This is a genomic window from Candidatus Poriferisodalis sp., assembly GCF_965237655.1.
In the GTDB taxonomy this organism is placed as follows: domain Bacteria; phylum Actinomycetota; class Acidimicrobiia; order Acidimicrobiales; family Poriferisodalaceae; genus Poriferisodalis.
In genome coordinates, this window is the sequence record NZ_CBDEGB010000002.1 from 606,567 (window position 1) to 621,894 (window position 15,328).

Annotated in this window: 10 protein-coding genes; 6 read left to right on the top strand and 4 right to left on the bottom strand. The window is 65.1% G+C overall.

Translation table 11 applies throughout. From position 1 onward, the window contains the following. Positions 1-21 precede the first annotated feature (21 nt). Together ligA and ACPXYO_RS10855 are read right to left on the bottom strand one after the other, a co-directional pair. The gene (gene ligA, locus ACPXYO_RS10850; RefSeq protein ID WP_423920139.1) at positions 22-2,376 is read right to left on the bottom strand and encodes an NAD-dependent DNA ligase LigA; all 2,355 of its coding nucleotides are present in this window, start codon (positions 2,374-2,376) and stop codon (positions 22-24) included. Positions 2,377-2,495: 119 nt separating this feature from the next. Then, on the bottom strand, positions 2,496-3,779 hold the full coding sequence (locus tag ACPXYO_RS10855; protein ID WP_423920142.1) for an HNH endonuclease signature motif containing protein: 1,284 nt from the start codon (positions 3,777-3,779) through the stop codon (positions 2,496-2,498). A 272-nt stretch (positions 3,780-4,051) separates the two neighbouring features. On the opposite strand from ACPXYO_RS10855, the gene ACPXYO_RS10860 reads away from it, so the two are divergent. The 6 genes from ACPXYO_RS10860 (at position 4,052) to ACPXYO_RS10885 (ending at position 12,387) form a co-directional block, all read left to right on the top strand. Next, the gene (locus ACPXYO_RS10860) at positions 4,052-4,960 is read left to right on the top strand and encodes a hypothetical protein (RefSeq protein WP_423920144.1); all 909 of its coding nucleotides are present in this window, start codon (positions 4,052-4,054) and stop codon (positions 4,958-4,960) included. 103 nt (positions 4,961-5,063) lie between these two features. Beyond that, positions 5,064-5,375 (top strand): Asp-tRNA(Asn)/Glu-tRNA(Gln) amidotransferase subunit GatC, encoded by a 312-nt coding sequence (gatC, locus tag ACPXYO_RS10865; protein WP_423920147.1) that lies wholly within the window; start codon positions 5,064-5,066, stop codon positions 5,373-5,375. Positions 5,376-5,405: 30 nt separating this feature from the next. Beyond that, positions 5,406-6,899: an Asp-tRNA(Asn)/Glu-tRNA(Gln) amidotransferase subunit GatA gene (gene gatA / locus ACPXYO_RS10870; protein WP_423920150.1), complete on the top strand. Its 1,494-nt coding sequence runs from the start codon at positions 5,406-5,408 to the stop codon at positions 6,897-6,899. Further along, positions 6,899-8,353 carry an Asp-tRNA(Asn)/Glu-tRNA(Gln) amidotransferase subunit GatB gene (gatB, locus tag ACPXYO_RS10875; protein WP_423920153.1) on the top strand — a complete coding sequence of 485 codons (1,455 nt, stop codon included), beginning with the start codon at positions 6,899-6,901 and terminating at the stop codon, positions 8,351-8,353. Before gatA ends, gatB begins: the two co-directional genes overlap by 1 nt. 89 nt (positions 8,354-8,442) lie before the next feature. Continuing rightward, positions 8,443-11,157: a TrlF family AAA-like ATPase gene (locus tag ACPXYO_RS10880; RefSeq protein WP_423920156.1), complete on the top strand. Its 2,715-nt coding sequence runs from the start codon at positions 8,443-8,445 to the stop codon at positions 11,155-11,157. Between the two features lie 9 nt (positions 11,158-11,166). Continuing rightward, a complete protein-coding gene (locus ACPXYO_RS10885; RefSeq protein ID WP_423920158.1) occupies positions 11,167-12,387 on the top strand; it encodes an ATP-binding protein in 1,221 nt (406 codons plus the stop codon). Between the two features lie 12 nt (positions 12,388-12,399). Here ACPXYO_RS10885 and ACPXYO_RS10890 read toward each other — a convergent pair whose 3' ends face one another. Then, positions 12,400-13,710 carry an MATE family efflux transporter gene (locus tag ACPXYO_RS10890; RefSeq protein WP_423920161.1) on the bottom strand — a complete coding sequence of 437 codons (1,311 nt, stop codon included), beginning with the start codon at positions 13,708-13,710 and terminating at the stop codon, positions 12,400-12,402. Between the two features lie 34 nt (positions 13,711-13,744). Next, a complete protein-coding gene (locus ACPXYO_RS10895) occupies positions 13,745-15,139 on the bottom strand; it encodes a PQQ-dependent sugar dehydrogenase (RefSeq protein WP_423920163.1) in 1,395 nt (464 codons plus the stop codon). Between the last annotated feature and the right edge of the window lie 189 nt (positions 15,140-15,328).

Sequence of the window (15,328 nt, forward strand, 5' to 3'; positions counted from 1 at the left end):
ATTTACGTAGCCTTGTGTCCGCTACGGAGAGGTGATTTCGCCCGATTCAAGCAGCGTGCTCAGCCCTTCTTCGTCGAGAATCGGGACACCGAGTTCAGCCGCACGATCCAGCTTGGCCTGGCCCGCTCGGTCGCCTGCGACGAGCGCGTAGGTGCTCTTGTTCACCGATGCGGTGGACTTGCCGCCGCGCTGAACAATGGCACGCTTCGCGTCTTCACGCCCAATAGACCATGCGTCGAGATTGCCGCTGACGACAACCGAACAGCCGGAGAGCACTTGGGGCACGTCGACTTCGGCGCCGAAGCCGACGACGACATCGAAACTGACACCCATGCGGCGCAGCTCTTCCACGAGTGCCCGGTTGGCGTCGTCGGCGAAGAAGCCTGTGACGCTGGAGGCAATGATCGGTCCGATGCCGTCGATTTCCGCGAGCTGCTCCGCAGTGGCATCCATAATCGGATCGAGTGAGCCGAAGCGTATGGCGAGCAGCTCGGAGGCAGTCGGACCCAGATGCTCGACACCGAGACCGATGAGCAACCTGGCGAGCGGAGTTCGGCGCGCCTCGTTTATCTCGGCGATGAGGCTGGCGGCGGATTTCTCGGCGAACTTGTCGAGGCCGTGAATCGCGACAGGTCGCAACGCCAAGAGGACGCAGCCTTCTGCGGCGCCCGCACGCAGCAGTTGCTCGTCTCCGGTCACATCTCGAAAATGGAGTCGGAATAGGTCGGCTGCGTCGGCGATGAGACCTGCCTCGTGCAGCTGGCGAACTGTCCGTTCCCCCAGGCCTTCGATGTCGAGCGCGCCCCGGCTCACGAAATGCCCGATGCCCTGAATCACCCTTTCCCGGCATGATCGGTTCACGCAGTAGGTGTTGGCGTCGCCCTCTTCCCGGACCAGCGGTTGGGTGCAGACGGGACAGGCGGTGGGAAACGTCCACTCCGCCAGGCCTCCGGGACGCTCGGCGAGCACCGGGCCGACGACTTCGGGGATCACGTCGCCGGCCTTACGGACGATGACGGTGTCGCCAGGGCGGACGTCTTTGGCGGCCACCTGGTCTTCGTTGTGCAGCGTGGCCAGAGTCACGGTGGAGCCGCCGACGAACACGGGCTCCATCTGAGCGAACGGCGTCGCGCGGCCCGTCCGCCCGATCGAGACCATGATCTGGTTCAGCTTGGTCGTGCGTTCTTCGGGCGGGAACTTGTACGCGACAGCCCAACGCGGCGCACGGCTGGTGGAACCGAGCTGTGAGCGAAGCTCAAGGTCGGCCACCTTCACCACGACGCCGTCGATCTCGTATTCGGGGCGGTGGCGATCGCGCTGCCACTGGCTGCAGAAGCTCTCGACCTCGTCGAGCGAGCTGAACGTGCGAATCTCGGGATTCACCGGCAATCCGAGCTGGCTCAGGTAGGCGAAGACCTCGCCGGCGCCCGCCAACTCGGGACCGCCAACCATCTCGCCGAGGTCGTAGCTCCAGAACGACAGGCCTCGCGTTGCGACAATCGATGGATCCTTCTGGCGCAGGCTGCCGGCGGCAGTGTTGCGAGCATTTGCATAATCCGGATGACGGCGCTGCGCGTCTACGTTCGTGAGCTTTGCCAGCATCTCGAGCTTCCGATGCTCCCTCGCTGGAATGTCGGCATCGGCATCGGCATCGGCAAGCTGCCGTTTGGCACTGGCCGCTGCTTCCATGAGGGCATCGCGCGCCCGGGCCTGCGCTTCGTTCAATTCGCGGAATCTGTCAAGCGGAAGGTAGATCTCGCCGCGCACCTCGATGACCACGGGCGCCTCTGCTGCAGTGCTCAGCTCTCGCGGAACTGCTGCGATGGTGACGACATTCGCCGTGACGTCTTCGCCGACGCGGCCGTCGCCGCGCGTGGCTGCTTGGGTGAGGCGGCCGTGCTCGTAGCGGAGCGAGACAGCCAGTCCATCGAACTTCAGCTCGCAAATCAGCTCCGGTTCGGGCACTTCAGCGGTGGTGACCTCCCCATTGCCGATGTCGGTTTCGACATCGAACAGCGTCGGTTGGACCGCCGCCAGACCGCGCATCACCCGGCCGTGCCACGCCCTCAGCTCGTCGAAGTCCATCGCATTGGCGAGCGACATCATCGGCCTGGCGTGGGTCACTTCGGTGAACTGCGGTGAGATCTCGGCCCCCACCTGCGCAGTGGGTGATTTCGGATCGGCAGCATCGGGATGACGTGCTTCGAGTTCGAACAGCTCGCGTTTCAAGATGTCGTATTCCGCATCGGGCACAGACGGCGAGTCGTCCCGGTGATACTCCACGTCGTAGCGGCTGATGAGTTGACGTAGATGCGCTATGCGCCGTAGCTCGGCGTCAGCGGACGGGTTCTCGGGTTCGCTGGCAGTGACATCCATCGCACCGCCGAGAGTAGCTAGGGGGTGTCACGGCCATGGCGCCGTCCGTGATGGCCCGGGGCGTGGCTATGAGGTGCAGGAGGTAGCAGTCGCCGGGCCTATGTCGACCCGGGATGTGGCTATGGGCTGCGGGCTGTGGCTGGTGCTCTGGCGGGCGGGCCGGAGTTGTCGTGCTCGGGCGGCATCAGTCGGGGGCGGCCGTCGGGTGGGGTGTCGATCTGCCGTTCGTGCTGGTGGAGGTCTTTGTGGCACGGTTCGCACATCGACGCCAGGTTTCCGATGTCGGTGAGGCCGCCGTTCTCGAAGTACTCGATGTGGTGGGATTGGGTGTGCTCGCTGGTGAACTCACAGCCGATGCAGCCCCCGTCGCGGACAGCGAGCACCAGCCGCTGGGCGTCGCTGGCATTGCGGCTGCGCCCCAGGGCCAGTTCGGACCAGTCGGCGCTGAACACCGCCGGGAGCACCTTGGCGTCCACGGTGTGCTCAGCGAGCTGTTGTGCTGACAAAGGGGTGCCGTCGTCGAGGCGAGGGTTGGCGAGCCGGTCGTTCACCGTGTCGTAATCCGCAATGATCATCAGGCTCGTGTTGGCCCGCCGCATGTTGGCGGTGCCGGCGATGAGTTCGCTGATCGCATCGGCGGTGAGCTGAGCCCGCGTCGGCTCTGCGCCGTCGGCGCCGCTGTCGCTGCCGGTGTCGTCATCGGCTCTGCGGCGGCGCTGTGACCGCACGGCGGCTTGGATCGCGGCGCTGACCTGGCGACCGGAGATGAAGTCCAGCTTGGCGAACAGATGCCACATGCCGTCGCTGCCGAGACGCATCGACCCGCTGCGCTCATGGCGCTGCAACGCAAGCTCCGCGTCGATAGGGCCCAGCCCCGCCGCGTTGGCCTCGGCTTCGAGATCGGCGTACACCTCCAAACTCGCATAGGCCAGTGGGTGACGGGCGACCGTGTCGGAGGAATAGACGCGGCACAGCTCCAAGAACTCTTCTTCGCTGCGCCGGTGCTTCTTGGGAGCTTCGCGGGCGATCACCTTGGCATGAGACGTCTGGATCTCACCGGACTTGAGCGGTTCCAGCGAGGCAGCCATGTCGTGCTCGACGAGGCTTTGGGCCAGCCGGGACTCCGAGCGTGCCTGAGCTGAGTTCATCCGGGTCAGCTCCCGCAACTGATGCGCCGCGGCCTGCGCACCCACACGTGACGCCAGCTCACCCAAAGCAGCCAGATACTCCCCCTCGACACGGGCGCGTTCCCCGGTCAGATCCACCACCCGGTCCTTCAGATCCCGATAGCTCAGCGCCCCCAGATCGACACCATCGCCAGCGTCATCGGCTGATGGCCCACTCGCCGCACTGCGTAGCGCAGCGGCAACCGTGCCCGACATCTCGGCGGCCAAGCTGCACACCGGATGGGGTGCATGGGAAGCGTCGCTGCCGAAGCTTCGCTGTCGACCGCTTTCTCGATGCGCCGAAGTATGGACCGAGATCGAGAACTAGAGCCACGGGCAACGCCGAAGATCGGGTCACTCTGAGTTCGACTGAACGCTCTATCTCCGGTCTCCTCGGGCTGGGATACAGCCGGCAGGGCATCGCCCGAGCGCCCAGTTGTGGGAACTAAGCGGTGCCGTGTGACACTCAGATGGGGGTGTTCGCGACGTCCAGCGGCGAGACTTCAGCCGTGGGAGCAACGCTTCGCGCGCACCCGACCCTGTGGTTGCTGCGGCTGCTGTGGTTGACGATGCCCTGGAGCGCGGGCGCAGCAGCAGCGGACGCGCTCGGTGCTTGCTCCCAAACGTCGGCGCGAATCCTGAGCGCCGAACTGTGGGCTGCATGGGCACTCGTGCTGACGGCGACACTCGTGCGCCGGCCATGGGCCCTCACCATCGTTCGCATCGCGACGCCGGCAGCAATCGGCGTGGCGATCGGTTCGGTCGTGGCCGCTGTGGCATGGGACGCCAACCTTCCAGCGCAGCGTGCGGCGACGGCCATCGTCGGGGCGGTCGTCACGACGGCGATAGCGCTGCTTCCCGAGACAGGCAATTCCTTCGTGGACGGTCTCAGCTACGGCAATGAGCGACGGATGCTGCTGCGCACACCGTTCCTGCTGGCAGTCGCTCCCATCCCGATCGTGTGGGTGGCTGTTGTCGCCGGGACAACGGCGCCGTTGGTGCTGTGGGCCATCGAGCAGTGGATCTGGGCTGCCGTTGCCACGGTCACAGGATTCACCGCGGCGACGCTGGGCTTCCGATCGCTGCATCAACTTGCCCGTCGCTGGGTCGTGTTCGTTCCCAACGGATTCGTCCTGCACGATCGCATGGCGACGCGCGAGCCGTTCCTGCTGCGCCGAGCCGATATCGCGTCGCTCGGTCCCGCTCCTGCCGATATCGATCTTGGGGCGGACGACCTGGCGGACATCAGCGGCAACGCACTCGGCCCGGTGCTGCTCGTCACCTTGGACGGCCAAGTCGAAGTGGTGCCGCGCACGACAGGCACGGCACAGGTGATGGCGGTGTCCCGGGTTCTGTTCAGCCCAACCCGCCCAGGCGAAATGCTGTCCGAAGCCGCCAGCCGACGAATTCCCCGCTGATCCATCGCTGATCCCCGCTGATCCATCGCTGAACCACCGTTGATCAGTCACTCATTCGTGGCCGATTACTCGTTGCCGAGGCACCGGTACCCTGCGGCCTGCGATGGGAGAAGCGACGCCCGCGATCAGCACGGACCAGGTGGCGCATGTGGCGCGGCTCGCGCGTATCGAGCTCACTCCGGCCGAGATCGAGCACTACACGGGCCACCTTGGGCGCGTCCTGGACCACGCCCGCGAGCTGGAAGATCTTGACCTCGCGGAGGTGCCGCCGCTGGCGCACCCCTACCCCCTCCGCAATGTCTTTCGTGACGACATCGCCGGTCCGTCAGTGGACCGGGACGAGGTGCTGAACCAGGCGCCCGCCGCATCGGACGGACAGTTCGAAGTGCCGCCGGTGCTCGGCGGGGAGTCCTGAGCCGGTCATGACCCACAAGGCGAGCCTCCGATGAGCACAGCCAACGCCATCGCGCAGGACGTACGCACGGGCAACCGCCGCGCAACCGATGTGCTGGAGGCATTCCTCAGCCGAATCGAGGCCCACGACGGCGACGTTCACGCGTTCAACACGGTGACCGCCGACCACGCCCGTGCGACCGCAGCGGCAGTGGACGCCGCCGTGGACACAGGTCGCGACCCGGGTCCTCTGGCAGGCGTCCCCGTCGCTCTCAAGGACAACTTGTGCACTCGCGGCGTGGCGACCACGTGCTCATCGCGAATGCTCGAGACGTGGTCGCCTCCCTACGACGCCACGGTAGTGCAGGCGATGACGGCCGCCGGTGCGGTGATGGTCGGCAAGACCAATCTGGACGAGTTCGCGATGGGCAGTTCCACCGAGAACTCGGCATTCGGCCCCACACGCAACCCCTTCGACTTGAGCCGGGTGCCAGGCGGCTCCAGCGGGGGCTCGGCTGCCGCTGTTGCCGCTGGTTTCGCGCCGCTGGCGCTCGGGTCTGATACCGGCGGCTCCATCCGGCAACCCGCTTCGCTGTGCGGCATCGTGGGCATCAAGCCGACCTATGGCCGGGTGAGCCGTTACGGGCTCGTTGCCTTCGCCAGCTCGTTTGACCAGATCGGCCCGTTCGCAACCGACGTCGCCGATGCGGCGCTCGCTCTCGGGGTCATCAGCGGCCATGATCCAGCCGACAGCACATCCATCCCCATTGCGGTGCCCGACTACGCCGCCGCGCTGAGCCGGGGTGTCGAAGGTTTGAGGGTGGGCGTTGTCAGCGAGCTGACCGGGACTGGTGGCAGTGCGGGCGGCGCGCTGGACGGGATCGACGCGGACGTCACTGATCGGGTGATCGAGGCTGCCGATGCGCTTGCGGCCGCTGGTGCGACCGTGGGCCGGGTCTCGGTGCCTGCGGTCACGTACGGCCTCACCGCGTACTACCTCATTGCGCCTGCGGAGGCCTCAAGCAACTTGGCGCGTTACGACGGAACCCGCTACGGGCTGCGCATCGATGGCGCTGACGTCTCCGAGATGAACCGCCTGACCCGCCGGGCCGGCTTCGGCGACGAGGTCAAGGCACGCATCATGCTGGGGACCTTCGCCCTCAGCGCCGGTTACTACGACGCCTACTACGGCAAGGCTCAGCGAGTCCGCATGCTCACGAGGCGAGATTTCGACGCTGCCTACGCCAACTTCGACGTGCTGCTCTCGCCCACCTCGCCGTGCGTGGCGTTTCGCTTCGGCGAACGCTCCGACCCAATGACGATGTACCGCTGCGACACCTGCACTATCCCGTCCAATCTTTCAGGCGACCCGGCCATGTCGGTGCCGTTCGGAACAGGCGCCGAGGATCTGCCGGTGGGCGTGCAGGTGATGGCACCGGCCTTGGGCGAGGAAACGATGCTGACGGTGGCTGCAGCACTCGAGCGCGCTGCGCCGCAGCTGCCAGCACCGCAGTTGACCGCAGGCACCCCCTCGAGGGGCACGTGATGCCGGCCGCTGATCAGGACGCCGCACGGGCGACGCCGACAGACTGGGAGATCGTCGTCGGGCTCGAGGTCCATGTCGAGCTGGCGACCGATACGAAGCTGTTCTCCGCGGCGCCCAGCCGTTTCGGCGACGAGCCGAACACCAACGTCACGCCGGTCTGCTTAGGCCTGCCCGGCTCACTGCCCGTGCTGAACCGCCGCGCCGTCGAACTGGCCATGGCGGTGGGTCTCGCGCTCAACTGCGAGATACGGCCATCGGTGTTCCACCGCAAGAACTACTTCTACCCCGACATGCCGAAGGACTACCAGGTCAGCCAGTACGACCAGCCAATCTGCTCGGATGGCTGGCTGGATGTGCCCGGCGGGAACCGGGTGGGCATCGAGCGGGCGCATCTGGAAGAAGACGCTGGCAAGACGACGCACTTGGGGAGTGCAGATGGCCGCATCCACGGGGCGGTCGGCGCGCTCGTGGACTACAACCGGGCGGGCACACCGCTGCTGGAGATCGTCTCACGACCTGACATCGGATCGGCCGCCGAGGCCAGCGCCTATGTCACCGAACTGCGGGCGATCCTGCTGGCGCTCGGCGCGTCCGACGCTCGGCTTGAGGAAGGCTCTCTGCGCGTCGACGCAAATATCAGCGTGCGGCCCGCCGGCTCGGGCGAACTGCGCACTCGCTGCGAGGTCAAGAACCTCAACTCGCTGCGGTCGCTGCGCAGCGCCATCGACCACGAGGCCCGGCGGCACATCGGGCTCTATGAAGCGGGCGAGTTGCCGATTCAGGAGACCCGGCACTGGTCCACCGACGGTCGCACCCACTCGCTGAGGTCCAAGGAAGAGGCCGACGACTACCGCTACTTCCCCGAGCCCGACTTGGTGCCGCTCGCGCCCGAGCCCGACTGGATCGAGCGGGTGCGCTCTGCGATGCCAGCACTGCCTGCCGCTCAGCGCGAGCGCCTCGGTGCACTGGGTGCCGACCCCGACGACGCGGAGGTCATCGTGAGCCGCGGCATGGCCCCGCTGGTGCTGGGAGCAGTCGAGGCCGGCGCTGATGCGGCCCGCACCGTCACGCACGCCGTGCAGAACCTGGCGCTCGAGGGGGCCGAGCTGCTCGACGTCACGCAGCTGACGTCGCTTGTCGCAATGGAAACGTCGGGCCAGCTCACGGCCACGCAGGCGAAGACCGTGCTCGGGATCATGTGCGAACGGGCGCCTGGCGCCGGTGCCGAACCGGGCGCGATTGCAGCAGGGTTGGGCTTCGAAGCCATGGACTCCGGAGAACTCGAGGCCCTGGTGGACCAGGCCATCGCCGAGAACCCTGAGGCCTGGGAGAAGTTCTGCGCTGGCGAGTCCAAGGTGGCCGGGGTCTTCGTGGGTGCAGTGATGAAGGCCACCCGCGGCCAAGCTGACGGCAAGGCCGTCAACCGGCTCCTCGCGCAGCGCCGCGAGGCCTGATCGCCCGCTAATGGAGGAGCAGAGACACGTACGCGTCGTATCCTCGCGCGAGGTTCCGCCGATCAACTCCTAGCAACTTGAGGACGTACATGGCCGTCAGCGAGAGCGATGTGGTTGCCGCAGCGGTCGAGCTGCCTTCTGGAGCCGGTTTCGTTCGCTGTGCCTTGCAGGTGAACCCGCACCACTATGGCGAAAGCTATCGGGGCTCGCCAATCGATGGCAACCCGGAGAGCTTCGCGGCGGAACTCGTGAATCGGGCTAGCGAACTTCAGATCTCCGTGTTCGCAGTGACGGACCACAACAGCGTTCGAGATGTGGATTCATTTCGAGCAGCCGCGCAGGGCACCGACATAACGGTCCTGCCAGGCTTTGAGGTGGAATCAACAGACGGAATCCATGTCCTGTGCATATACGACACCGATACCGATACCGCGCAGCTTGAACGCTACCTCGGCAAATTGGGCATCCTGAAGCCCGAGCCGTCACGAGAGCCTTGCGGCAGCGACTTTGCGAGAATCCTGTCGACAGTGTCCAGCCAGGGCGGGATCGCGATTGCGGCACACGCCACCGGCGCCAAGGGACTGTTCCAGGCGCTTCAGAAAAGCGCGCGGGCGCGGGCTTGGAAGAACGAAAAGCTGCTGGCAATTCAGATTCCCGCGTCGATCGACGATCTTGACGAAGGAGAGCGTTCGATCATCAGGAACGAAGTGCCTGAGTACGCACGCGGCTACAAGGCTGGTCAGCGTCAGGCGATAGCCGTCGTTAATGCGAAAGATGTCGCCGGTTCGGACGATCTGGATGACGAGAGAGCGACCACCCTGATCAAGTTCGCAGGCCGGCCTAGCGTTGAGGGATTACGACAGGCCTTCCTGGATCCCGATTCACGTATCCGCCTCAACTCGGACGACACTCCTGAAGAACACTCTGAACTGGTGGCGCTGACCTGGATAGGAGGCTTTCTGGACGGCGGAGCCATCCATTTCAATCCGAATCTAAATGTCTTCATCGGCGGCCGCGGTGCAGGCAAGTCCACTGTCGTCGAGAGCATTAGGTACGTGCTGGATCTCGAACCAGCCGGCGACCTAGCGCGCAGTGCGCACCAAGACATTGTTCGTCACGTGCTTCGCAGCGGCACAAAGGTGTCGCTCCTGTTGCGATCATTGCATCCTGCCGAGCGTCACTATCGCATCGAGCGAACGGTCCCGAATCCGCCGATTGTTCGCGACGCTGAAGGTCAAGTCTCCCACCTGCGGCCTCGTGATGTGCTGCCCAGCGTTGAAGTCTTCGGTCAGCATGAGATTTCTGAGCTCACGCGTAGTGCCTCCAAGCTGACTGGTCTTCTGCGCCGGTTCGTGCGTGCCGATATTGACCTGGATACGCGCAGAGCAAAGATCCTTCGCGATTTGCAGACCTCCCGACAGTCACTCCTCAACACTGATACCGATCTTGCATCGATCGATGAGCGACTTGCTGAGCTACCCCATCTCGAAGAGACGTTGGAACGATTTCAGGAGGCCGGACTCGAAGAACGTCTTGGTGAACAGAGCTTGCTGGTCCGAGAATCCCGCATCGTCGATTCCATTCCGGAGCGCCTTCAGTCATTGCGCGATGCCTTGACGATGCTCCGCCAAGAACTCCCTCTGGATCGGACATTCCTGTCAGCGCGCGCGTTGGCCGGTCTGCCGGGCGGACCCATCCTCGACAGGACGAACGCGGTGTTTCAGGAGTTGAGCGACGCGCTCGAGTCCGCCGCGCAGCGCATCGAAGACGCCTTGAAGCAAGCCGACGAACGCATCGCTGTAGTCGCTTCTGAATGGTCCGAACACAAGTCAGGAATCGATGAGCGGTACGAGGCGATTCTTCGCGAGTTGCAGAAGTCGGCCGTCGATGGTGAGGAATTCATCCGATTGCGTCGCAGCATCGAGAATCTGCGTCCCTTGGAGGAACGACGGTCCGGGCTCATGCGGCTTCGTACGGAGGCCCATCAGCGAAGGCGCAATCTGCTCGATGAGTGGGAAAACCTCAAAGCCGGACAATTTCGCGATCTGTCTCGCGCTGCGAAAGAAGTGAACGAGAAGCTCCGCGGATACGTCAAGGTCGAGGTCATGGCGGCCGGAGACCGGTCACCACTAGCGGAGTTGCTGAGGGACGAGGTGGGCGGCCGTTTGACCGAGTCGATCAGACAACTGGAAGCGGAGGACGACTTGTCGTTGCCTGGTTTCGTGTCACATTGTCGGGGAGGGGCGGCCGAATTGGCGAAACACTACGGGTTCACACCTGGCCAAGCTGAGAATCTGGCAGGTGCCGGCGAGAGCACCTTCCTGAAGATTGAAGAACTGGAGCTTGCGCCGACGACACGCCTATTCTTAAACACATCTGGGGATCAGAAAATCGAGTCATGGCAGTCGCTCGATCAGCTTTCCAAGGGCCAGAAGGCCACAGCGGTGCTGTTGTTGCTGCTGCTCGATTCTGATGCGCCGCTGATCATCGACCAGCCTGAAGACGATTTGGACAATCGATTTATCAGCGAGGTAATCGTCTCCAAGATGCGGGAGAACAAGCAGCGGCGCCAATTCGTTTTTTCGACCCATAACGCAAACATTCCCGTCCTCGGCGACGCTGAGCTCATTGTGGGACTCGATGCGAAGGGTGATGCTGAACTTGAAGATGCAACGGGTCAGGCGTTCATCAGGCCCGAGCACATGGGGTCCATTGACACGCCTTCGGTACGGTCGCTAGTCGAGGAGATCCTGGAAGGCGGCAAGGACGCGTTCGAGCGGCGACGCCGCAAGTACGGCTTCTGAAGGCGACCGGTGAATCGAACCGACCTACTCCAACTGATTGCTGGCGGGGAGAACTCTCGTGTCGAGTTCAAGCGCGACGATGTGCCGCCAGACAGGCTGGCGTCACGATTGGCAGGTTTGCTCAATCTCGATGGTGGACATGTGCTGCTCGGCGTAGAAGATGACGGCTCGATCTCGGGACTGTCGCGCCCGCCCGAGAAGGCTGAGGAGTGGTTGATGCAAGTGGCTCGCGACCACCTGCAGCCCCCAGTAATTCCGGCGTGGGAAGTCGCCAAGCCCGAAGAAGGCGTCGTCGTGGGCATAGTGACCGTGCCAGCCAATGCACCCGACAAGCCGTACAAGGTCAAGCAGGGATCGCACTGGGTCTCCAAGGTTCGTGTCGGCACGACGACGCGCGATGCCACCCGCGAGGAGGAACAACGGCTGTACCAGCAGTCAGGCGGACTGCGCTATGGCCTCAAGCCGGTACCGGGGACTTCTCTGAGCGATCTGGATTCACGGCGGTTGCGCGACTACTTGACTCGTGTGCTGGGTGACAGCGACGCGCCCATGCCGGGCTCTGAGCAGTGGGCACGACTGCTGTGCAACCTCGAATTGGCAACCGAGTCAAACGGGCAAACGCTTGCGACGGTGGACGGCATGCTGCTCTTCGGTCTCAACGTCGGCCGCTTCCTCCCTCACTCCGGCATCCGGGCCGTCTGCCACCACGGTCTCGAGCCGGACTATGCGGTGCGCGCTGACGAGACGATCAGGGGACCTCTCGTGCCCCTGCGCGGCGACGATGGCGCGCTCTTTGAATCGGGCGTCGTTGACCGAGCGTGGGATTTTGTGCGCAGAAATATTGAGGTGTCGGCTGTACTCGACGGCCCTCAGAGCGTAGAGCGATGGGACTATCCGGAAGAAGCGCTACGCGAAGTACTCGTCAATGCGTTGGTCCATCGCGACTACAGCATCACGGGCACCGATGTGTTGCTCAGCATCTTCAGCAACCGCTTGGAAGTCCAAAGCCCAGGGCGGCTGCCCAACACGGTGACTGTCGACGGCATGAGGTCGGGTGCGCGGTACGCACGAAACCAAGTGCTCGTCAACTTCATGCGTGACTACCGCTATGTCGATGCCCGTGGCATGGGCATACGCAACAGAGTGCTTCCGGCAATGCTGCAGCACAACGGAACCGAGCCAGATCTCATCGAAGAAGAGCATCGCTTTACGGTGTGCCTTTGGAAGTAGCGGGCGCGGCGCTCAGGCGTCGCCGGTGCGGAGCCAGGCGTTGCCTCGGAAGCGAATCCACTGGGGCGCAACGCGCAGGCACATGAACAGGACCAGCGCGGCCCACAGCCAGCCGAGTCCCAGGTCCAGCACGCGCACAGTCCCCCCGACAATCGTGAATCCCGCCGCGGCGCCAGCCATTGCCCGTGCCAAGAAGCCCAAGTCGCCGGCGCCGATGAAGATGCCGTCAAAGGCGAAGGCGGCGGCATTGACCGGCTGCATGGCAGCCACGAACAGCAGCACGAAACCGCCCAGGGAGACCACTTCGGGATCGGTGCTGAAGATTCCCGCGAGCGGCGTGCGCAGCAATACGAGTGCTGCCCCGAAGATGAAGCTGAGCTGGAGGCTCATGCCGATCATCCGCACGCTGGCGGCGCGTGCCACCTCGGGCCGACTGGCGCCAAGCTCCTTGGCCACCATGGCTTGACCCGCAATCGCGACCGCATCGAGGGCGAGGGCGAGCAGCGACCAGATCTCCGCACCGATCTGGTGGGAGGCGATCTCCGTGGTGCCGATGCGCGAGGCGAATACTGCCGCCAGCACGAACGAGCCCCGGAGCGCGCTCGTGCGCACGAACATCTGCAGGCCAACACGGGCATAGCGGCGTGCGGCGGCCGCGACCAGCCGCAACGAAGCGCCTGCGGCCCGTGTCCGGCGGTGGATCGCTACAACGAACACGATCGCCGCGCCCCACTGCGCAACAACCGTCGACCAGGCCGAGCCGGCGATTCCCATGTCGAGCTCGAATACCAGCACGAGCTCGATCAGCAGATTCGCGAGAGCAGACGCCACGGCAACGATGAGCGGCGTGACCGTGTCCTGTGCGCCTCGCAGGTAACCGGTGGCGGCCATGGCGGCGAGCAGCGCAGTGAAGCCGATCAGGCTGATCCGCAGGTAGGTGAGCGCCAGCTCGGCGACCTCGGGCGTTGGATCGAACAGACCCACGAGCCAGTCGGATCCCGCCCACATGGCCAGGCTGACGGCGATGCCGAAGCCGACCGACAGCCACATGCCAGCGATTCCCTGCTCGGCTGCCCGCTGCGGCGAGCCGGCGCCGACCAGCCGACCGACCAGCCCCGTCGTGCCGTAGGCCAAGAAGATCAGCGCGGCATGGGCGCTGAGCAAAATGGCCGATGCAATGGCTAGCCCTGCCAGCTCGGGTGTGCCAAGCCTGCCCACGATGGCCGTGTCGGTGATCACATAGAGCGGCTCGGCAATCAGCGCGCCGAACGCTGGCACGGCCAGCAGCAGGATCTCGCGGTCATAGACCGTGCGGCGCAGCACAGCTATGCCCCGGTTGCAATCGATGTTTCTGGCATCATCCGGCGAAAGAATCGGCGGTGAGTCGCCACACGCCGGTTTCTATGTCGATGACGTACAGCTCGCCGGCTCCGTCGACGGCGAACCCGACCGGCCGCGGCGTGCTCACGCCCAGATGCCAGACCTCGTCGGGCTGTGCACGGGGCTCTACCGATGCGGCGTAGATGTCGCCCCCGCAGAAATCCGCCAATACGTAGCGACCCGCCAGCCACTCCAGCTCGCTGCCGCGGTAGACGTGTCCCCCGATCACCGCGCACAGGCCGCGCCCGTGCCGGTACTCGAAGTCCGGTGCCCGGTGGTTGCTGAGCTCATCGCCCACAAAACGCCGAGTGCCCTCGTAGGCGTTCCACCCCAAGTTGGCGCCGCCCTCGTCGGGTGCGAGCACGTTGACCTCTTCGATGCACTGCTGGCCCACGTCCGAGACCCACAACGTGCCGGTCGCCTCGTCGAACGACATGCGGTACGGGTTGCGGGTGCCGTAGACCCAGATGTGCGGATCGCTGCCGGGCCCAAGGTCCGGGTTGCCCGGCGCGGGCACCAGGCGCCAGTCGTCGGAATCAGTGCTGCCGCCGGTATCGAGGGCGAATCGCAGCACGGCCCCCAGCGGAGTGGCGAGGTTCTGGCCGTGATGACGAGGGTCGCCGAGGCCGCCGCCGTCACCGAACGACGCATACAGCAGCCCGTCGGGACCGAACAGCAAGTCGCCGCCATTGTGCTGTGCGTTGGTTTGACTTACCCGCAGCACATCGGTGTAGTCGCCATGCAGCGCCGTGCGGTCAGCGGTCGGCGTGAGCACAGTGAGGACACTGGAACCGTGCCGGTCGGTGCGGTTGATCCACAGCCGGCCGTGCGGCCCCAGTGTCATGCCTACCAAGCCCTGATCGTGCTCGGCCGCCGTGTTCGACGAGAAGTCGGCCACGGGCTCCGCGCTCAAGACCGCACCGAATCCGGGGCCCCTCTGTACCGCCATGCTGGGTGCAAATCGCCAGATGCGGCCCCTGCGGTCGCCGACAAAGCCACCGCCCGCGCTGCTGGTACCTGAATCGCCAGTGCCCGATGTCGCCCTGTCAAACACCATCACGGTCGCCTCGACCAAGTCGATGTACGGCGCGAGCGTCACGACACGCCCGGAGGCCGCCTCGCTGAGTGGGACCGCCCCGAGCTCGGGCAGACCCACCGGGCACGGCGTGTTGGACGCCAGGTACTCGGGGGTCTGCGTCAGCGGCAGCGTGGTGGCAGGCACGGTTGCCTCGGCGCCCGTGCCGTCGCCCGGACTGCCGACGGCAGGGCCTGTGCCCTCGTCAAGCCCGATGTCCGAGCACCCGGCCGCCATCGCCCCAGCAGCAATAGCCACGGTGCAGGCAGCGACGCTCAGCAGCCGTCCGCCCTGCACCCGGCCAATGTACGCCCACCCAGCGGCATGCCGGCCTGATTTCGACCATGCGTGCGCCCGAATCAAGTTGTGGCTGCGGGGCAGGCACGACAGAATGGGTAGATGCGCTCACCAGCAAACCAGTTCGGCTGCCCGGCCGAGCCCGCGAGGCGCAATGAGGTCGTAGGGGTACTTACCTAAGGCGAGCCC

What these genes read in the sequence shown, in the direction of transcription:
- gatB (WP_423920153.1), top strand. Translation starts at nt 6,899, where the DNA reads ATGCCGGCCGCTGATCAGGACGCCGCACGGGCGACGCCGACAGACTGG.
- gatC (WP_423920147.1), top strand. Translation starts at nt 5,064, where the DNA reads ATGGGAGAAGCGACGCCCGCGATCAGCACGGACCAGGTGGCGCATGTG.
- ligA (WP_423920139.1), bottom strand. Translation starts at nt 2,376, where the DNA reads ATGGATGTCACTGCCAGCGAACCCGAGAACCCGTCCGCTGACGCCGAG.
- gatA (WP_423920150.1), top strand. Translation starts at nt 5,406, where the DNA reads ATGAGCACAGCCAACGCCATCGCGCAGGACGTACGCACGGGCAACCGC.
- ACPXYO_RS10880 (WP_423920156.1), top strand. Translation starts at nt 8,443, where the DNA reads ATGGCCGTCAGCGAGAGCGATGTGGTTGCCGCAGCGGTCGAGCTGCCT.